This is a genomic window from Terribacillus aidingensis, assembly GCF_900215625.1.
In the GTDB taxonomy this organism is placed as follows: domain Bacteria; phylum Bacillota; class Bacilli; order Bacillales; family Amphibacillaceae; genus Terribacillus; species Terribacillus aidingensis.
In genome coordinates this window covers 404,919-423,802 of sequence record NZ_OBEK01000001.1, presented here as the reverse complement: position 1 = coordinate 423,802, position 18,884 = coordinate 404,919, and the positions used below count along the sequence as shown (strand labels likewise).

The window sequence follows — 18,884 nt, the reverse complement described above, 5'->3', positions numbered from 1 at the left end:
GAAACTATCTAGGCATCTATTAAGTAACCGTTTTCCGGCATTGGGAAACCTGTTTTTATAAATTTATTTTCACTTCATCTGATGCTGCTCGAACATACACCAGCTCATAAGTATTCTCATCTTGTAACGCTATCCAAGCTAACTGCAGCTGCAGCGCATCACGAATCTGTTCTTTTGCATGCTCAACAGGAAGCAGTATGTTCACATCTGTTATAGCACGAGGTAATCTGTCGATGATGCACTCTCTAATAAGCCCTGTATACATACCTACATGAATGCTTGCCGCAACCGCATCGATGGAATAACCGTTCCATACATACTGAAATTGAAAAATATAGGTTGGCTCTAATTCGTCCTCAATTGCCGCATCGGCAGCCATTTCTGCACCAGCCAACTTCCATTGGCCCCACGGTTTCTCTCCCTCAGCAACAAGTGATAAAAATCGCAATGCTTGCAGCTGCAGTTCCTCTTTCGTTAACAATTCGCCTTTCTGCCACGGCGTAGAGCCTGAATAGAAAATAACTTCCTCATTTTTACGAACAGCAACCTGATCTGGTATATCTTCTATGCTATGCGCTTCAACCAGCTCTTTCTCTGCCCACAGCTGCAAACCTTCTTCTTGGTAATAGTTAACAAATAACTCATTCAGTCCCATTAAGGCCGCCCAATCTCCACTCACTTCCGGTTCTTCTATATCCATCAAAACAGGCGGCAATTCGCTGTACAGCACAGTTCCATCCGCACGCACACCAATTGCTTGGTCGTAAAGCTGATAAGCAGCAGCCCCGTCTGCCACTGTCAGGACAATTGGTGACTCCTCAAGCAAATTCTCCATGGCAGCTGAGACGGACACTGGCTTCTTACTATCAAGCAGAGTATACGTATGCTTGTATAATTGTGCTGCCGTGATATAGCCAGAACGATGCACTTCTGCGGTCAGCCCAGCACTTGGAATTGGCAATTGGTACTTGGAATCAGATTCAGCCAACCGAATAACTGTGTAATCCTCGTATGCCTCTATCTGGACCGTCTGGTTCGCTTCCGGATAGAAAGCTGATGCAAACTGGCTTGCCGCCAATTCCGGTTCAGTTCCTTCTGCTGCTGGCAGCTCCACACTCAAATCGAATCCAATTAACTGGCCCTCACTATCCAAGTCAACGATGCCGCACTGTTCTCTATTCTCTGTTAAAAGAAGCAGCATGTTCCCTGCTTCCTCAACCTGTATGAAAGGAGGAAGAAATTGTTTTAAATTATCTATTAGGTCTTTCATAAGTTAACTCCTTTATCTTCTGCTTTATTGCTAACATTATGGCACAAAAATAAAAAGGCGCACAACAGCCGGTGCTGTCGTGCGCCTTTTCATTTTACTGTACTGTAAGTTTTACCGTAGAACCAACCGGATCCTGGAGTGAGTACCTGTTATGTTCCTGTTTCACTTCCAAACCCGCCGCTTTTGCCTTTTCTATTGCTATCCTACGAGTGTCCTCATTTGGGTAGACGATCGTAAACCAATCCATGCCAGCTTCATCTATACTAATAGAAGGCGCATTTGATCCATGCCACGTATTGAGTCCGATATGATGATGATAACGACCCGTGGAGACAAATAAAGCACCTGGATAGCTTGAAACAACCGTCTCGAAGCCTAATACATTATTATAGAACGCTGCTGCTTCACCGATATGCCGCACATACAAGTGAATATGACCAATCACAGTACCTGCCGGAAGACCTGTCCATTCCGCATCGGAAGATTCTTTCAGCAAATCCTCCCCATCAAGCGGATCGGTTGTCATTTGGATCTCCCCGTTTACCCACTTCCAGCTTGTGTCTGTCTTATCTGCGTATATTTCGATGCCATTTCCATCAGGGTCATTTAGATATATTGCTTCACTAACGCCATGATCTGACGCTCCGAATGCTACCCGGTGCAGCACATAGAATTTAACTACATCTGCCAAATTTTTTCTTGATGGCAGCAGCAATGCAAAATGATATAAACCAGCATGCCGATCTGGCTTCTGCTTTAGGTCTTTGCCCTCTTCAAGATATAACAAAATATCAGTACCTGAACCAAGCGCAGCTTTTCCGTTTTCCTCTTCCATTACTTGTAAGCCGATTACTTTTGTATAATAGTCGATAGATCGATTGAGATCTGTTACACGTAATTTCACTTGGCCAACATAGGTTTGCGGCGGTTGTTGATAAAAGATAAAAGCTCCCCCTCAATCACTTACTTAATGTAAGTAAGTATATTTTAGAAAGCCATCAACGTCAAGTAACAAAAAAGAACACCACGTTTCCGTGATGTTCTTTTCCATTTCAATACAACAAACCGACGATTGTTGCAGATAAAAAGCTGACAAGCGTTGCGCCGTATAGAAGTTTCAAACCGAACTTCGCTACTGTATTTCCTTGTTTCTCGTTCAAACCTTTTACCGCTCCGGCAATAATACCGATAGAAGAGAAATTCGCGAAGGAAACGAGGAATACAGAAACAATTGCAGTAACGCGATCGCTTAACTGATAAACGCCGCTATCTAATGTCTGCATTGCGACAAATTCATTTGATACCATTTTTGTTGCCATAATGCTTCCTGCATCAATTGCTTGTGACCAAGGAACACCCATTAAGAAGGCAAATGGTGCAAAGACGTATCCAAGCAACTCTTGGAAGTTGATACCGAATACAGCATCGAAAACGCCGTTAATCATGGCAATTAAAGCAACAAAACCGATTAGCATTGCTGCAACGACTACAGCGACTTTGAAACCATCCATAATATATTCACCAAGCATTTCGAAGAAGGATTGTTTTTCACCTTTTTCTTCTTCAATCATGTCTTGTTCTGGATCTACATCATACGGATTAATAAGTAAGGCAATGATAAATCCGCCAAATAAGTTCAATACAAGCGCTGTTACAACATAACGTGGTTCAAGCATTGTCATATAAGAGCCGACAATCGACATCGACACAGTAGACATTGCAGATGCACAAAGTGTGTACAAACGATGACGCGGCAGTAAGCCAAGCTGTTTTTTCAGAGATATAAATACTTCGGATTGTCCAAGTACTGCTGATGCCACTGCGTTATAAGACTCGAGCTTCCCCAGTCCGTTCACCTTACTAAGTGCAATTCCGATATACTTAATAAGGAAAGGCAGAATGCGCCAGTATTGCAGAATACCGATTAACGCTGAAATGAAAACAATTGGAAGCAGCACATTCATGAAGAAAGTAGATTCTTCAGGATTCACAAGTCCGCCAAAAACAAAGGTGATTCCTTCTGCTGCATAAACGAGCAGCTGGTTAAATCCTTTAGATATACTTCCTACAAACACGTTTCCTGCTCCTGTATTCAAGAGGATGTAACCGAATACAAGCTGCAGCACAAGCATGATAATAATCGGGCGAATCTTCACCATTTTTCTATTTGAACTAGCAATCCATGCTAATCCCATAAACACGAATAAACCAATGATACCGATAATGTAACTCATGATGCTCCCCTTTCGCGCCTTTCGCTGTAAGCTTTAGACGACATTACTCATCAAAGTAAAACATTTTTTTCACAACGAGTCCTATTATGCCATATTAATTAGTCAATACGTAGCATCATATAAAAAATAAATTTATTGTAAATATTCTAACTTGTATCTCCTAGTGTACAAGGATAATAGGGAGAAAACAAGCTTGTCCGAAAGAAGTTAAACAGTTCTTCGTTACATTCCTTTTCCAAAGCTTATTGCGCTTCTATTAGTCTTACTGTTCACGATTTATGTATACATCTCTTTTCACAACAAAGAGAGACCGCTGTCTAGAGCAGCGATCTCTTATTTAATAGAACGTCATCGTGTAAACAGAACGGAAATCACTTTTCGGCAGAAGCTGCTGAACTCCTGCCTTCTCTGAAAGCTCTCCCGTCGACTCCACTGTATCAGCAATTCCGAACCATGGCTCAATACAGATAAAAGGTGCCATCGTTCTTGCTGCTTTGTCGTATTTTGACCAGATACCGACAAACGGAAAATCGAACATCGTAACAGTTACGCCATTACCTCCTTCTGATTGAAGATGTACTTCTTCAATATGGTCGTAAACAAGCGCATCGTTTTCAAAAAGATCTGCTTTTACAGACACCGCCGGCAATACGGTTGGCTGGCCATTTTCCCGAATTAAGCCGTCAACTAGTTCATAAGCAGTTACTTGTTTGCCCTGCACAGGTTTTATTCGGAGCTTGTAGTCTGCTGTTTCTTCGCCCGATAAAAGCGGAAGCCGAAATGCTGGATGCGCACCAATAGAGAAATACATTGTTTCCGCTTGTTCCAGATTGGTTACTTTCCACTCCACGGAAAGCTTATCATGATCCAGCTGATAAGCAATCTCGACACGGAATTCATAAGGATAAATCTCCTTGTAGCTGCCATTGGATTCCAAGTTGAATGTAACAGCTGATTTATCAGCGTGCGACACTTGAAACGTTGCATCACGCAGAAAGCCGTGCTGTGAAAGCTCGTATGTATTGCCTTCTGCTGTATATTGATTATCCTTCAATCGTCCGACAATCGGGAATAAGACGGGAGACACTCGGCCCCAATAGGCAGTGTCTCCGCTCCACATATACGAGATCTTTGTATCCTTATGTACAACACTGCGAACTTCTGCACCTAATTCAGCTACTTCCACCTTCAGCAAATCATTCTCCATACAAATCATGCTTCTTTCACCTTCAATATCTTTTGGCGAATTGCTTCTGCTACTCCATGCGCGTTATTAGAGGTCGTTATATAATCGGCTGCTTCCTTGATTGCTGGAATCGCATTTTCCATTGCAACACCGCAGCCTGCGTACTGAATCATCGACAAGTCATTGCCATTATCACCGATTGCCATTACTTCCTCTTGTTGAATCCCGAGCTGCTCGGCTAGCTGCTTCACAGCATTCCCTTTGCTTGCTTCTGGATGCAGAATCTCATAGAAATACGGTGCACTTTGTACCATTGTATATCGGTTTTTCCATTCTTCCGGCACCTTGCTGATTGTCTCATTCAGGCGTGCCGGTTCATCTATGTACATCATTTTAGGAATTAGCACATCGCGCGGAATTTCATCTACTGTCCGGTAATGAAGCGGCATCTTCGTCATGTAAGATTCCAGAACCGTATAGTTGCTAATGTCCCGATTGGATGTATATAAGTTTTCTGCGTCGAAATAATGCATTGGTGTATCGAGTTTCATGCTAAGCTGATGCAAATCAATAAAATCATCATGCGTTAAAGATAACTGCGAGACTACTTCATTCGTGTGCGCATTTTGAACAAGCGCCCCATTAAATGCGATAACAAAGTCCCCATCTTCATTTAAAACCAATTCCTCCAAATAACGATACACCCCATTAATCGGACGTCCTGTGCAAAGCACAATCTTTACACCTTGTTTTTTGGCTTCCTGAAGTGCTTCATGCACCTCCATTGTTACTTCGTGCTGATCATTTAACAGCGTGCCATCCATATCAATTGCAACAAGTTTATACATATCCCTTTTCCCCCTCAAATAGCTGCCCTATGTATTTCTCTTTTAGTATACCGAAATAGGACAAGTTTAGGTGTCAAATTCCTTTGTAATACGTTGCGATTCGCTTTCCTTCTATACAGCCATTCTTCCTGAAAACACGCTGCATCGGTATATTTGCAGCATGCGTGCTGCCTTTGTATACGGCAGCTCCCATCTCTTGAAGCATAAATAAACTGGCCGCATGAACAAGCTGTCCTACTCCTTGTCCGCGTACACTTGGCAAACTGCCAATATAATAGATGCGCCCTTCCCCATTCTTGCCTGGTTCCAAATGGGGGATCGTCATAGCAATTGGGAGGTCCTCTTGATAAATAATACGGCAGCTGGACTGCCAAGCATCCCCCAAAAGAGCTTTAACATCTAGAAGCTGCATATCCGCATGGTGGGTGGATGCTTGATTAGCCGAGTCTGTCATACACGCTTCCCATACTTCCAAAAATTTGTTTTCAGTAGTTTCCCCTCTTCCGACAGCTTCCCAACGATAATAAGAAGGAAGTGTTTGCTCATCCGCAGCTGTTTCTGATAGACATATTTTTCTGCGAACAGGTCATATTCATAATCGAGCAGCATGCTGTGAAAAGTGTCATAACTTTCATCCTCTGTATATACACTAACTCGAGCATGAATAGCAGGATGTTGGTTTATCTCTGCATTTGCTTTTTCAAGCACACCGCAAAGTTCCTGAACAATCAAAGATTTATCAATTTGTTCTATCTCAATTCGGCTAGGAAATATACTGTACTGAAATGATCACGGGCACCTACCATTTCAATCGATCCAGCAGCTGCTGAAGCTGCAGTATCTCTTCTTCTGAGATTTCCCACTGCGTGACTTCCTGCTTAATAGCTGCTAGGGTGCCGTACTCTTTTACAAACCCATTCAGCCTTGCCACGACTGTGGAATGGTGAAAGCTAGCTTCATCAGGAAAACAACTCATCAGCTGTTCCGTCGCTCTTTTAAACCGTTTTAAATAGTACTTTTGATGATGCGGCTCCGCTTCGGTGAATTGATGCAGCGGCGCTATTTCTGTATATATCGTATTATCTTGTTCTGTTTCCAAATGCCGTTTTACCATTTCCATCACGCGTTTCTGACTGGCATTACGATAAAGCAAAAGACTAATATACTGTCTTTCTTTATACGCAGGTCGATTTGGATTGTGATTTTGCCAAAACTTACGCAGCAGCTGCTCAAGCGATATCTTGTCCAAATCAAACGTTACTTCCACTGTTTCCGTATGGTCTCCCAATTGGCGGTATGTCGGGTTTGAATTCGTTCCGCCCGCAAAACCAACCCGTGTACGAAGAACTCCTGGCAGCTGTCCGAAATTCGCATCCGGACTCCAGAAACATCCCATCCCAAAAACAAGTGTATCCATTCGTTTGTTTTCCAGCATATGCTGTTCTATTTCTTGTATGTTTATATCCATGTACCTATACCTCCTTTTATAGTAGAACAAAAGCACTGTAAATAAATTTCATAATATTCAACAAGAGTTGACCTATAGTTAGCGAATAACCCCTGTATTTGACTAACGGTTCTGTCAACCAACAGTGTTCTCCTATGCTATTATGTGACTTAAGAACCAGTAAATAAGGACGAGCAGATTCATTTTGTGTACCTTTTTACAACATGCGTTAACTTCCTATAAGCCTGCTCGCTTAAATTCAAAAGGAGGAAGCAAGTAAAATGATCACTGTTCCAGGCAGCACGGAAACACGTACTTTATCTAAAATCAAGCGCACATATATGCGTCCGCGGATTGTCGCCTTCATCCCAGCCCACAATGAAGAAAAGGCCATTCACGACTGCTTGATGGGATTGAAAGAGCAGGTACTGCCTAGCGGTGTAGAACTTGACGTATTTGTTGTAGCAGATAATTGCACAGATCGCACGGAAGAAATTGCCCGGGAAGCAGGCGTCGAACTCGGATTGTCTATTAATATTATCGTAACAGAAAATAACAAACAGCGAAAAGTTGGCGCGCTGAATGCTGTCTGGAAGAATATCTACGGCGATAATATGGATATTTTTGAAATGGAACGAACAGATTACGAGATAGCCTACCAGCGTTCTGTGAAAGGAATACTCGGCATGGATGCCGACAGCCGTTTAGCCCCCCGAGCACTTCAGTATTTATGGGACGGATTAATGAGCGCGCGTAATATTGGCGGTGTAATGGCTAAATATACAATGCGAATGCCAAAGAAAAAAGGTCTTCTCTCTAAAGACGATCCTTACTATGAAGAGAAGCTTTACAGCGGCGAGTATGGCGGACCAATGGCTAGATGGTGGACACATCAACAGAAGCAAGATATGGCAAGCTGGCTCCTCAGTCTGCAATACCGAGGCGGCAGTACGTATGTGCTTGGCGGCCAGGCGACACTGTTCAGACCTGAGGCACTATATGAAGTGATGCAAAGCAACAAACTGGATGGTCCTTGGCAAAATGACTCTGATGTAGAAGACATGCTGCTTACATGGCAGCTGCAGAAAAATGGCTGGAAAACACTGGTTAGTCCACGTGCTCGCTGTTTTGTTGATGCAATGCGCTCTTATCATACATTCCGTAATCAGCGCGTAAAATGGAGTTCTGGTACTGTCAGCTTGCTTACCGACCGTGATTTGATGTTGAAAACAAGACATACCGGTCACTTGTGGCGTTCTCAAATGAAATCATTATTGGATTTGCTCATCCGTGTTGTTTTTGTACTAATGCTCGGTGCAGCAGTTGCAACCGATCAATTTCAGTGGTCATGGATATGGGTAATACCAATTGGTCTTGCTTCGATACTAAATACCATTCTGGCATTAAAGACACCGATGCACCGGCCAATCGATGTGATACTCGCCTTTTTGCTCATAAGTCCCGAAATCTACCTATGGGTAAATCTAATGACTTTCGCTCAAGTATGGGCCGAAAAACTATCCAATGACAAAAAAGATGGCTGGGCAAACCAATATCAGGCAGAAGCTGGTAAAACGAAAAGCAAGCTCGTTCAAGGTGTACTTGCTTTGCTGTTAGTCGTTAGTCTTGTCATCTTTGCTTGCTACTATTTCCGCGATTACCTGACGAGCGAAGCAGTCCAAGCAGCGACGAGTCCATACTTGATGGCAGGATGGATTGGTTTGACTGGCTTGACCATCTTTATGTCTCTCATTATGCTTTATCAGATTTGGACACTTCGAGGCAGACATCAAGCATAACGGAAACAGGCCGCCCTTCCATTTGGCGGCTTTTTTGCTTTATACTTGGAGCAATAGACAGAAAGAAGGGGATCGCCTTGTTATTTCGACCTTGTATTGATTTACATAACGGACAAGTGAAGCAAATCGTCGGTTCTTCCATTACATCAGAAAATGACAAAGTAGTAGAGAACTTTGTATCTTCCTATAACGCCGCACACTATGCCGCCCTATTTAAAGAAAAGCAAGTTTCTGGAGGGCATGTTATCATGCTCGGACCTGGTAATGAGCAAGCAGCAAAGCAAGCGCTTCAAGCTTATCCCGGCGGATTGCAAATCGGCGGCGGCATCAATTCTGAAAATGCAGCAGCTTATCTGGAAGTTGGCGCAAGCCACGTTATTGTCACCTCTTACATTTTTCATGACGGTATTCTGGATGAAAACAGACTGCGAAAAATAACGGAAACAGTCGGCAAAGAACGGCTTGTTATTGATTTGAGCTGTACGTACCATGATGGAAAATGGGTCGTTGCCACAGATCGGTGGACGAAGCGGAGCAATTTTGAAGTTAACGCTGCAAATTTGGCAGAGCTTGCTGCTTATTGCGATGAATTCCTCATTCACGCTGTGGATGTAGAAGGAAAACGGAATGGCATCCAAGAAGAGCTTGTCCGCCATTTGGCCGCGCACATGCCAGTAACAGCGACATATGCCGGGGGAATACGGTCCTTGGAAGATATCGACCTTTTCCGGAAACTAACAAATAATAACATGTGTTATACAATCGGTAGTGCACTTGACTTATTCGGCGGTGATGTTTCATTGACTGATGTTTTAGCTAAAGAGAATAATTAGAAGCGGCTGGGACAACCAGATTAGTTAATTCTATAAGCGAACAATCACTAGCTGAGTCTTCTCATGCTCTAATGAAGTCGTGCATCGGACGAAGAAATTCGAGAGGTTCCGCATTCTGCCTGCGCTAAGTGTTAACTCAGATAAGCACAAGGGGGCTCACCAGCCGCCTGCAGGAAAGCGGAGTGTGCTTCCTCACTGATACTAATAAAAAAACCAAACAATACTGCTATCAACTGCAGTATTGTTTGGCTACCTACATAGCATAGCTGAAACACTATTGTCTCAGCCTCTTTATTATTTCCATTTATCTGTGAAGTTTGAAAGCAAACCTTGTGCTTTCTCAGTTAAGTTTCCTGTCGCTTCATTGGCTTGTTCAGTTACCTGTTGTACTGCTTCTTCTCCTTGATCCGCAGCACCTTGTAACGCCTCTGTTCCTTGATCCATAGCCTCTTGTCCGAGCACTGTGCCCTGCTGTGCCAAATCGCTCGCCTGATCAGTTAGATTATCAACACCTGCTGCTTCTGTCACAGAATCAACAGTTTGCTGCGCTTGTTCGGATACTTGCTCTCCATTCAGCAGTTCCCCTGCTTTATTAGCAAGTCCTTCTGGTGCAATATCACTTATCTTGTTACCGATAAGTTCCTTAAAGGAATCAAAAATCCCCATATAAACACCTCCTATGGGTTCACTATATGGCATGGCTGTACGAAATACAACGCTTACACCTTGAATAGCGTGTAAAGAAAGTGTGAACAAACTAACTCTTCGCTGTATATTCCCATACATCTGCTAACGAAGCAGCAAGTGTATGCGTCGGTTCCCAGCCAAGTGCGCGAATTTTTTCGGCTGTCATTGACAGCTTCGCTTCGATTGATGCCTCTGTTTTCGCATGTATCGAGAAATTGTAATTGCTCACTTGTCGAAGTACCGACAAAACTTCTCCCAATGAAACCCATCGTCCCGAGGTGATTTCATACGTTTCTCCAGCTTTACCATGCAGAAACAACACTTCGTAAGCAACTGCCAAGTCTCTCACATCAATAAAATCTCTTGTTACCGTGACATCGCCAACTTGAAATTGAACTTCACCTGTTTCCTTTAGCTGACGGATTTGTTCTGCAAATAATGTACATACACCATTTGATTTGCCCGGTCCAATGATATTAGAAGGTTTGGCAATCATAACGTCTGCACCGAACAGATTATGCCAGGCGAGGCCTACCGTTGTCTGCAATGTTTTCGTTAGACTATATGGATGCTTAGGCGATACTAAGCTGGCGGCGTCATCTTGCAGCACACTTCCAGCAACGACCAAACGAGCTGGAATTTCCATTGTTCGGATTGCTTCCACTATATGAAGTGTCGATTCCACATTTGCCTGCCAGCTTTTTAACGGTGTCTCCCAAGATGCAGGTACACTGTTCTCTCCTGCAAGATGAAGAATATAATCCGGTCTTATATTTTCCAATAGCGCATGTACGGCAGCCCTTTCCGTCAGATCAAGTGTATGAATTGTTAGCTTCTCTCCAATGTCATCAAGCTTCGTTTTCCTTGTCACCGCATTGACAGCATACCCTTTTTCCAGAAAATGCTTTACTGTATGACGACCGGTAAAACCGCTTGCCCCTGTAATTAGGATCCGCTTTTCCATACCTACCTCCTGTTACATCAGATGCACATCTTGAAATAACTGTTTCCAAAGTGCATTATTGCCTTCCCAAATCTCATTGTCTGGCAGCTCTACGCTATAAACGTTATCTATAGGCCAGTGCTTTTCAACAATCCCAGAAACCGGACCATGGTTCACTACAAGAATCCGGAAATCATGTTCAATAATGGAACGCAGCACACGCTGAAGTTCTGCCGTATCCTCCAGTGTTGCATTGGTTCGAATAAATAAAATACGCTGTGCTGTAAGGAGTTTTTCCAGCAGCCGGTTCACGCGGCGATCCAGCTTCTCCTTCACCTGCGGGTACGTCGTCAGCTGTGTCAGGCTGTTCTCCGCTGTATGAAAGTCATGATTCGACATAACAAAATTTCTGTCATCTGAAACAAGCAGCATGTCTGGTGTCGCATGACCGACAATGCGCAGATTTTCATACAGCATGAAATCGGCAAAACGCTTCTCAAACAGCTGTATCACATTAGGTAACAGCGGTGTGCCCATCCAATCAAGCGGCCCTGAAAATGGCCGAAGATTATTTTTCTTCATTTGTATGGCTCCAAGACAAAGATCTCCAAGGCTATACACTGCATCATAGCCGCCTTTTAGCAAATCGTTTCCCACACATATCCCTCCTTTTTGCAATCTCCTCTATCTATTAGATTCGCTCATCTCGTTTCTTGAAAGAGCAAACAGTCCATTTTAGAGAAAATCACATCTGGTGCCATGCCTTTTTTATACCGTCTGTAAGAGAAGTAGATGGAAGCCATTTTAGGTGCGCAACAGCTTTATCATTACTAAGGCAGCTGTGCGAAATGTCTCCAGAACGACTGGTAGTGAATTGCATATCTAAGGAAGGATGTATCTGTTTGAAACATTCCACTAAATCAAGAATCGACGTGCTGGTACCCGTACTTGCGTGGTAAATACCGCTTTCTTGCTTTTGCATTGCGGCAATATTAGCTGTAACAATATCATTCACAAAGATAAAGTCTCTTGATTGGGTGCCATCTCCGTGGATCGTGATTGGTTCTTTCCGCTTCAGCTTTTCTAAAAACACGGCTACAACGCCGCCTTCCCCCTTCGGCTTCTGACCCGGTCCGTACACATTTCCGTAACGAAGAATTGTGTATGGAAGCTGATAAAATTGATGAAATAGCTGAATGTACTTCTCAGCAGATAATTTGGATAAGCCATAATAAGAGATGGGGTTTGCTATATCTTCTTCCTGAATCAGTATCTTCTGAATGTCACCATAGACAGCAGATGTGGACGCAAAAATAAATTTCTTTACCCCTGCAGTACGGCTTGCTTCCAGCATATTAATCGTACCGCCAATATTTACATCTGCATCCTGCACGGGGTTTAATATGCTTTTCGTCACATCTGCCTGTGCTGCTAAATGGAATAGTATGTCTGGCTGCTCTTCAATGACGGCACGATATGCATCTGCACTTTTAACATCAAATTGATATAACTTTACATCCTGCGGAATATCAGCATTTCCAGCTGAGAGATCATCCAAAATGACCACCTCATGATCCTCACCTTGTAATGTCTTCACAAGGTGAGAACCGATAAATCCTGCTCCGCCAGTCACGATTATTTTCATGATGGACCTCCTAATCAGCTGTCTGGTGCAAAGCGCTTATAAATTTCCAAGAGCCGTTCCACGCCTACATCCATTGACCAATGCTGCAGGCCCCATTCTCGCGCTTGTTCTCCAAGCTTACTTCGGTAGTCATCATCTTCCAGCAATGTTTCAATTGCCCCTTGTAAAGCTGGCGCATCCCCTTTAGGTACGATTAATCCTGTTACGTCATGCTCAACCATTTCCGGCAGCCCGCCCGCGTCTGTCACAATTACAGGTTTGCTGCTTACCTGCGATTCAATAACACTAAGAGGCTGGTTATCCATCAAACTTGGAAGCACACTAATATCCGCTAGCTTCAATAGAACTGGAACGTCCTCTCTCTTGCCAAGGAAAAGCACCTTATCGCCCAAACCTAAACTCGCCACTTGGGCTTGCAAATGCTGCTTCCGATTGCCGTCTCCGACAATCCAGCATACCCAATCATCACGTTCTTTCAAGGCTGCTAACGCGTCAATGAGATAATGGACACCTTTGAGTTCAATAAGTCTGCCCGCATAAATAATCACTTTCTTCCCTGGCGGTGTCTGCATCGTTGTCGGTTTGGCTTGCTCTTCTTGGAAACGTTCCACCGAGAACCCATAATGCAGTTTTTCAAATTTATCTTCAGGTACTCTGAATTCTTCCATCAATATTTTCTGCAGCCACTCATTAGCTGTAATCGTCACATCTGCACTAGAAGCTCCTAATCTTTCAATCTCATCAAAATAAGCACGTGCAAGATTGGATGTTGGGGATTTATGAATTGTTGTAAGCTGGTGGCGTATTTCATGCGACACTAATCCGTGCAGCGTGGCAATAAGCGGAACGCCTTCAGGACGTGCTCGATCCAGTGCCACCGTGGAAATGACATCGTGCGTATGAATGATGTCATAATCAGCAAGCCCGAATTCTGCAGCTGCTAGTTCATACGTGTACCGCTGTACTTCTGTGTATTCGACTAGATGATTCGAATAAATTTTTGGGAAACTGTTTTTCTGGAGGGTGCTATACACATAGGCTGACCAACGTTCCTTTGGTATGGTCTTCTCACGCCCAGAGACTTGAATATACGTGTTCTCTCCGCCATAACCCATAATATCGACAGTATGGCCCAGATCCACCAGTCTGCTTTTCAGCTGGGATAGATAATTCCATACCCCGCCCAAATGCGGAATGGACCAATATGTTGCTAACAAGATTTTCATTCTATTACCTCCCATACAAATAAAAACGCCCATTGATAAACCTTTAACAGTATATGGTGCAAATGGAAGCACGTGCCTGGCACAAAAAAGGCTTCCTGCCTCAGCAGGAAGCACAATCAATCAGGAATGGCAGCTAAAATGTCCAGATCGGGTATGGTAATCCGGCTGTTGTTAATAAAAATTGACCTAGTTCCGTCCGCGTTCTGCTCCGTTTTAAATCCGTTTATCTGTTCTGGCTGGTATGGCACAGGAGTTGCTGGCACGAAATTTGGTGCAGCTGCTCCCTGTGGTTCTGTTACAGTTACCTCCCCAAGTGCTGTGCTTTCCACAGGTGTGTCCACTGTCTCGACGGGCGGTGGCGTGAGTTGCTCTGGAACAATTACACTGTCCGTGATTGGAGATGCAACTTCAAGTGATGGAACCTCTTCTGCTTGTTCTGCTGCTTGCGGAACTGCGGAAGAAAGTGTTGCAGGAAAGCCTCTCGTAGGTGAAAACGCTCCTCCCCAGATGGTTCCACCTGCGGAAGGACCCATTGCTCTTCTGCCATATAATCGCGTAGGTATTTTATTCGGCACTTTTATCATCCTTTCCACAGCCAGTATATGAACATCCTGCGCCATTGTTATTCCTAGCAAGAAAAAAAACGTCAGCCCTGTGTATCTATCCAATCCCTTTCTAAATCTATCCATATACTAATCAACGAAAATACGCTTGTGGATAGCGGTTTTAAAGGAGGTTACTTGTGAAGGTTTTAACTGTCTTAGGAACGCGCCCTGAAATTATCCGGCTATCTATCATAATCAAAAAACTAGATTTGCTGGCAGAATCGCACGTACTTGTTCACACCGGTCAAAACTATACCTCCAATTTAAGTGATGTATTTTTTGATGAAATGCACATCCGAAAGCCTGATTACATCTTGTCACAAAGTCAGCAGACATTAGGCGAACAGCTGGCAACGATGTATAAGGAGCTGGAAGTCATTCTGGAAAAGGAGGTACCGGATAAAGTACTTGTGCTAGGAGACACCAACAGCGCTCTTAGCGCTATACTCGCAGAACGGATGCACATACCTGTTGTCCATATGGAAGCAGGCAACCGTTGTTTTGATTTGGAAGTACCAGAGGAGAAGAACAGACGTGTCATCGATGCAATCTCCAGTCTCAACCTGCCTTACACACCGGGCAGCAGAGAAAATTTGCTGCGCGAAGGTCTTCCGGCAAATCGCATCGTCGTATCAGGAAATCCAATCTATGAAGTGCTCGAGCAATACACAGCCAGTATCCAAAAAAGCCGGATTCTAAAAGAACTCAAGCTGAAGAAACAATCCTACTTGCTGACAACCATACACCGGGCAGAAAACGTAGATCATCCAGATAAACTGCGGACGATTATCAATGGGTTAAGTGCTGCTGCTGAGAAACTAAATAAGCGCATGATTTGCAGCATCCATCCACGGACCCAATCAAAAATCAGTCAGTTAAAAGATGTGACATTGAGTCCGCTTGTTGAATTCCACCAGCCGTTTGGTTTTTTTGATTTTGTCACACTCGAAAAACATGCACTGTTGGCAATGACCGACAGCGGAACGGTACAAGAAGAATGCTGCCTGTTCCACGTCCCAACAGTCACAGTACGCAAAACGACGGAACGTCCTGAAACTGTTGCTTGCGGCAGCAATATCGTCTCTGGCATTGACGCCGCTGCGATTGAACGGTCCGCCATCATTATGGCCGCTGCCGCGAAAGATTGGGAGTTTCCAAAAGGATATACTGACCCAAATGTATCGGATAAGGTCACCAAAATTATTTTAGGAGGTTTGGAGATTGTTTAAAGATAAAACAATTTTTATTACTGGAGGAACTGGCTCGTGGGGATATGAGCTTGTTAAACAGCTGCTGCTTCACCGCCCGAAAGAGATACGTATCTTCTCCCGTAATGAATCCCATCAGTTTACAATGAAGCAAGAGTTTGACAACAATCCGAAGCTGCACTTTAAAATCGGCGATATCCGCGACCGCGAAGCATTAATCGAAGCAACTGAAGGCGTGGATTATTTATTCCATCTTGCAGCACTTAAACACGTACCAGTTTGTGAAGATCAGCCGCTGGAAGCGCTCAAAACCAATGTATTAGGAACACAGCATGTCATAGATGCAGCCATCCACCATAAAATCGATAAAGTCATTTACATCTCGACTGACAAAGCATCCGATCCTGCTAACTTCTATGGTCTTTCCAAAGCAATGGGAGAAAGGCTGATTACACACGCGAATACACTACATGCAAACACAACATTCGTATGTATCCGCGGCGGTAATGTACTTGGAACAAACGGGAGTGTCATTCATGTCTTCAAGAAAGCGATTCGCCAAAATGGAAAAATCGGTATCACAGATCCAGAAATGACCCGTTTCTTCTTAACTGTAGAGGACGCTATCAAACTTGTATTTAAAGCAACCTTTGAAGCTGTCGGCGGGGAAATCTTCATCATGAAGATGCCGGCCATCAAAATAACAGATCTTGCAAAGGTACTGATGGAAGCCTCCGGCACAAAGGATATTGAGTTTGAAACATTAGGCATCCGTCCTGGCGAGAAAATTCATGAGTTGTTATTAACGATTAATGAAAGCAACTCCGCCATTGTGTATGATGATCGCTACTTCGTTATCCTGCCAGATATTAAAACAGAAGCCATTAAAAACCAATATAAAGGCTATAAAAAAGTGGAGATTACCGATTACAATTCCAGCCAGAACCTGCTTTCACTTAAGGAAATCCAAAGCATGCTTGCAAAAGGTGGTTTTATTTAATGAAGATACTTATCCTCGGCGGAAAGGGAATGGCGGGGCATGTAATGTACAGTTACCTGCGCAAGAAGCCGGATTACGATGTGTATTATACTTCCCGCGATCGAACGGATAAGAATAGTATTTACTTGGATGCAGTTGATACGCTTGCAGTGGAACAGCTGATTAATTCATTAGAACCAGCGATTGTTGTTAACTGTACCGGGATCTTGAATGAGGCTGCAGAGAAAAACCCGCTTTTAGCTTTCCGAGTAAACAGCCTGCTGCCTCATCAGCTTGCTGCTTTTATGGATAGAAAACAAGGCCGCTTGATTCAGATCAGCACCGACTGTGTTTTCTCAGGTACAACTGGGAAATACAAAGAAACAGACTTCCGCGATGGAGATTCCGTTTATGCACAATCTAAGCAGCTTGGTGAGGTTACAGCAGCACCGCATCTAACTATTCGAACTTCCATTATCGGACCTGAGCTTAAGAAAGACGGTATCGGACTGTTTCATTGGTTTATGAATCAAAGCGGACAGATTAAAGGGTTTGAGAAAGTTTATTGGAATGGCGTCACAACACTTGAATTGGCGAAAGCAACCGACTTTTTCATTCAGCAGCAAACGAGCGGGTTATTCCACCTTTGTCCTGATAATAAAATAAGCAAACACGACCTCTTGCAGCTTTTCAAAGAGGTCTATCAAAAAAACGACATCCAGATTATCCCGGACGCCGCTCATGTCTTGGATCGAACCATTGTAAACACAAGAAAATCACCTGCATATGCTGTGCCAAGCTTTCGTGAGATGCTGGAGGAACAAAAGCAAATTTATCCGTTACTCGTATCCTGAATACCTAAGTCCAGCAGCATTTGCTTAAACGAGCTCGCGTAAGAACGATAACTAAACCTTTCCTTCACATGCCGAAGGCCGTTCTCGCGAATATAAGTGCGCTGATCTATATTGACTATTAATTCTTTCGCTTCTCGAAGCGCTGAATCTGGATCACCTATATCGTAATATTTCCCAGTTTGATTATGAATCACTGCACGGCGAACGCCATCTGAATCTGTCGTTAGTACTGGGCAGCTGCAGCTGATGGCTTCTATAACTGCATACCCTGCGCTTTCTACCTTGGATGTTGATAATAAGAAGCCGCCCGAATCACCTATTAAGGAGAAGTAATACGGCATATCGGTATGCGGGACATCCGGAAAAATTGACACATGTGCACGCAGCTGCAAACTGTCCAGCATTTGTTCAAAGGCGTCATTCTCACTTTGTGCCGCCAGCGACGGATCATGGAACATATAAAACTGCAAATCCTGGCGATATTCAGTCAGCATTTTATGAGCGATCTGGAGAAACTCCCGCCAGTTTTTATTATCTTCTAATCTGCCCACCCAAGCGATAATTGGGTTTTCTGCAGCTGTACCAGCCATGTACGCAAAGCTGTCTGTATCGAAGCATATATCAAACCCAAACGTCGGTGTCGTCGGATAAAAATGCCGGTAAATAGCTGCAATATGTTCTGTCATTGGGTGCAGCAAACCGTTGGCATAATTGTTAACAAGCGGCACTGCCAGTTCGAGTTGCGAATAAGCAACTTCTTTTGGTCCAAAACCTTGTGATTCCAAAATAAGCTTGCCTGTAAACCCTAGCCTTCGAAAACGGGCAAAGCTCAAGAAATCGGATGTAACAACTGCCGCATCAAAATTATTGGCATCGAAAATCTGCTTGATGTCTGCATCTTCGTTCGTTATATACACCGGTGCTCCGTGGTCATTTACGAGTTCACGACGTTTTTCATAATACAAAAAGTGAGCAGAGATGCCTTCCAATTCCAGCGCAGCTCTTCTCTGCCGATTAAGTGTCTCTACGCCACCGCTCGGAACGTAAAATACAAATAACACCTTCATGTTCTGCCTCCTTTACTAGGCGTACAATATCCATTTCATGCTTATGCTGGAGG

At 43.7% G+C, this 18,884-nt stretch carries 20 protein-coding genes; 5 read left to right on the top strand and 15 right to left on the bottom strand.

Annotated features, from left to right (window positions below):
• Positions 1 to 55 precede the first annotated feature (55 nt).
• From CRO17_RS02050 to CRO17_RS02015, 8 genes are all read right to left on the bottom strand, one after another.
• Positions 56 to 1,270, bottom strand: coding sequence for a hypothetical protein (locus tag CRO17_RS02050; RefSeq protein WP_097038795.1), 1,215 nt, complete (start codon positions 1,268 to 1,270; stop codon positions 56 to 58).
• Positions 1,271 to 1,364: 94 nt separating this feature from the next.
• Entirely contained in the window at positions 1,365 to 2,174 is an 810-nt protein-coding gene (locus tag CRO17_RS02045) for a VOC family protein (protein WP_097038794.1), read from the bottom strand.
• Between the two features lie 148 nt (positions 2,175 to 2,322).
• On the bottom strand, positions 2,323 to 3,504 hold the full coding sequence (locus tag CRO17_RS02040; RefSeq protein ID WP_097038793.1) for a NupC/NupG family nucleoside CNT transporter: 1,182 nt from the start codon (positions 3,502 to 3,504) through the stop codon (positions 2,323 to 2,325).
• Positions 3,505 to 3,841: 337 nt separating this feature from the next.
• Positions 3,842 to 4,720: an aldose 1-epimerase family protein gene (locus CRO17_RS02035; RefSeq protein ID WP_097038791.1), complete on the bottom strand. Its 879-nt coding sequence runs from the start codon at positions 4,718 to 4,720 to the stop codon at positions 3,842 to 3,844.
• Complete coding sequence (yidA, locus tag CRO17_RS02030) at positions 4,717 to 5,538, bottom strand: sugar-phosphatase (protein WP_097038789.1); 822 nt, start codon at positions 5,536 to 5,538, stop codon at positions 4,717 to 4,719. The genes CRO17_RS02035 and yidA overlap by 4 nt, the downstream gene beginning before the upstream one ends.
• Positions 5,539 to 5,611: 73 nt before the next feature.
• Positions 5,612 to 5,992 carry an N-acetyltransferase gene (locus tag CRO17_RS02025; protein ID WP_097038787.1) on the bottom strand — a complete coding sequence of 127 codons (381 nt, stop codon included), beginning with the start codon at positions 5,990 to 5,992 and terminating at the stop codon, positions 5,612 to 5,614.
• Positions 5,989 to 6,246 carry a hypothetical protein gene (locus CRO17_RS02020; protein ID WP_097038784.1) on the bottom strand — a complete coding sequence of 86 codons (258 nt, stop codon included), beginning with the start codon at positions 6,244 to 6,246 and terminating at the stop codon, positions 5,989 to 5,991. The genes CRO17_RS02025 and CRO17_RS02020 overlap by 4 nt, the downstream gene beginning before the upstream one ends.
• A 91-nt stretch (positions 6,247 to 6,337) precedes the next feature.
• On the bottom strand, positions 6,338 to 7,006 hold the full coding sequence (locus CRO17_RS02015; protein ID WP_097038782.1) for a peptide-methionine (S)-S-oxide reductase MsrA: 669 nt from the start codon (positions 7,004 to 7,006) through the stop codon (positions 6,338 to 6,340).
• Between the two features lie 260 nt (positions 7,007 to 7,266).
• Here CRO17_RS02015 and CRO17_RS02010 point away from each other — a divergent pair, with 260 nt between their 5' ends.
• Both CRO17_RS02010 and hisA read left to right on the top strand, forming a co-directional pair.
• Positions 7,267 to 8,784, top strand: coding sequence for a glycosyltransferase family 2 protein (locus CRO17_RS02010; protein WP_245864554.1), 1,518 nt, complete (start codon positions 7,267 to 7,269; stop codon positions 8,782 to 8,784).
• Positions 8,785 to 8,861: 77 nt separating this feature from the next.
• Positions 8,862 to 9,617: a phosphoribosylformimino-5-aminoimidazole carboxamide ribotide isomerase gene (hisA, locus tag CRO17_RS02005; protein ID WP_097038780.1), complete on the top strand. Its 756-nt coding sequence runs from the start codon at positions 8,862 to 8,864 to the stop codon at positions 9,615 to 9,617.
• A gap of 294 nt (positions 9,618 to 9,911) precedes the next feature.
• Here hisA and CRO17_RS02000 read toward each other — a convergent pair whose 3' ends face one another.
• The 6 genes from CRO17_RS02000 to CRO17_RS01975 all read right to left on the bottom strand — a co-directional run bounded on the left by CRO17_RS02000 (position 9,912) and on the right by CRO17_RS01975 (position 14,693).
• On the bottom strand, positions 9,912 to 10,283 hold the full coding sequence (locus CRO17_RS02000; RefSeq protein WP_097038778.1) for a hypothetical protein: 372 nt from the start codon (positions 10,281 to 10,283) through the stop codon (positions 9,912 to 9,914).
• A gap of 91 nt (positions 10,284 to 10,374) precedes the next feature.
• Positions 10,375 to 11,268, bottom strand: a complete 894-nt coding sequence (locus CRO17_RS01995; protein WP_097038776.1) for an NAD-dependent epimerase/dehydratase family protein — start codon at positions 11,266 to 11,268, stop codon at positions 10,375 to 10,377.
• Between the two features lie 12 nt (positions 11,269 to 11,280).
• Positions 11,281 to 11,904: a DUF1796 family putative cysteine peptidase gene (locus CRO17_RS01990; protein WP_097038774.1), complete on the bottom strand. Its 624-nt coding sequence runs from the start codon at positions 11,902 to 11,904 to the stop codon at positions 11,281 to 11,283.
• Positions 11,905 to 11,992: 88 nt separating this feature from the next.
• Positions 11,993 to 12,892 (bottom strand): NAD-dependent epimerase/dehydratase family protein, encoded by a 900-nt coding sequence (locus CRO17_RS01985; RefSeq protein ID WP_097038772.1) that lies wholly within the window; start codon positions 12,890 to 12,892, stop codon positions 11,993 to 11,995.
• A 14-nt stretch (positions 12,893 to 12,906) separates the two neighbouring features.
• On the bottom strand, positions 12,907 to 14,118 hold the full coding sequence (locus tag CRO17_RS01980; RefSeq protein WP_097038769.1) for a glycosyltransferase family 4 protein: 1,212 nt from the start codon (positions 14,116 to 14,118) through the stop codon (positions 12,907 to 12,909).
• Between the two features lie 116 nt (positions 14,119 to 14,234).
• Positions 14,235 to 14,693 (bottom strand): hypothetical protein, encoded by a 459-nt coding sequence (locus CRO17_RS01975; RefSeq protein WP_143595978.1) that lies wholly within the window; start codon positions 14,691 to 14,693, stop codon positions 14,235 to 14,237.
• Between the two features lie 167 nt (positions 14,694 to 14,860).
• On the opposite strand from CRO17_RS01975, the gene wecB reads away from it, so the two are divergent.
• From wecB to CRO17_RS01960, 3 genes are read left to right on the top strand one after another with little or no spacing between them, the layout of a single operon-like run.
• The gene (wecB, locus tag CRO17_RS01970) at positions 14,861 to 15,952 is read left to right on the top strand and encodes a non-hydrolyzing UDP-N-acetylglucosamine 2-epimerase (protein ID WP_097038765.1); all 1,092 of its coding nucleotides are present in this window, start codon (positions 14,861 to 14,863) and stop codon (positions 15,950 to 15,952) included.
• Positions 15,945 to 16,931: a polysaccharide biosynthesis protein gene (locus tag CRO17_RS01965; RefSeq protein ID WP_097038763.1), complete on the top strand. Its 987-nt coding sequence runs from the start codon at positions 15,945 to 15,947 to the stop codon at positions 16,929 to 16,931. Before wecB ends, CRO17_RS01965 begins: the two co-directional genes overlap by 8 nt.
• The gene (locus tag CRO17_RS01960; RefSeq protein ID WP_097038761.1) at positions 16,931 to 17,764 is read left to right on the top strand and encodes a dTDP-4-dehydrorhamnose reductase family protein; all 834 of its coding nucleotides are present in this window, start codon (positions 16,931 to 16,933) and stop codon (positions 17,762 to 17,764) included. The genes CRO17_RS01965 and CRO17_RS01960 overlap by 1 nt, the downstream gene beginning before the upstream one ends.
• Here CRO17_RS01960 and CRO17_RS01955 read toward each other — a convergent pair.
• Positions 17,743 to 18,831, bottom strand: coding sequence for a glycosyltransferase family 4 protein (locus CRO17_RS01955; RefSeq protein ID WP_097038759.1), 1,089 nt, complete (start codon positions 18,829 to 18,831; stop codon positions 17,743 to 17,745). The genes CRO17_RS01960 and CRO17_RS01955 overlap by 22 nt on opposite strands.
• Positions 18,832 to 18,884 lie beyond the last annotated feature (53 nt).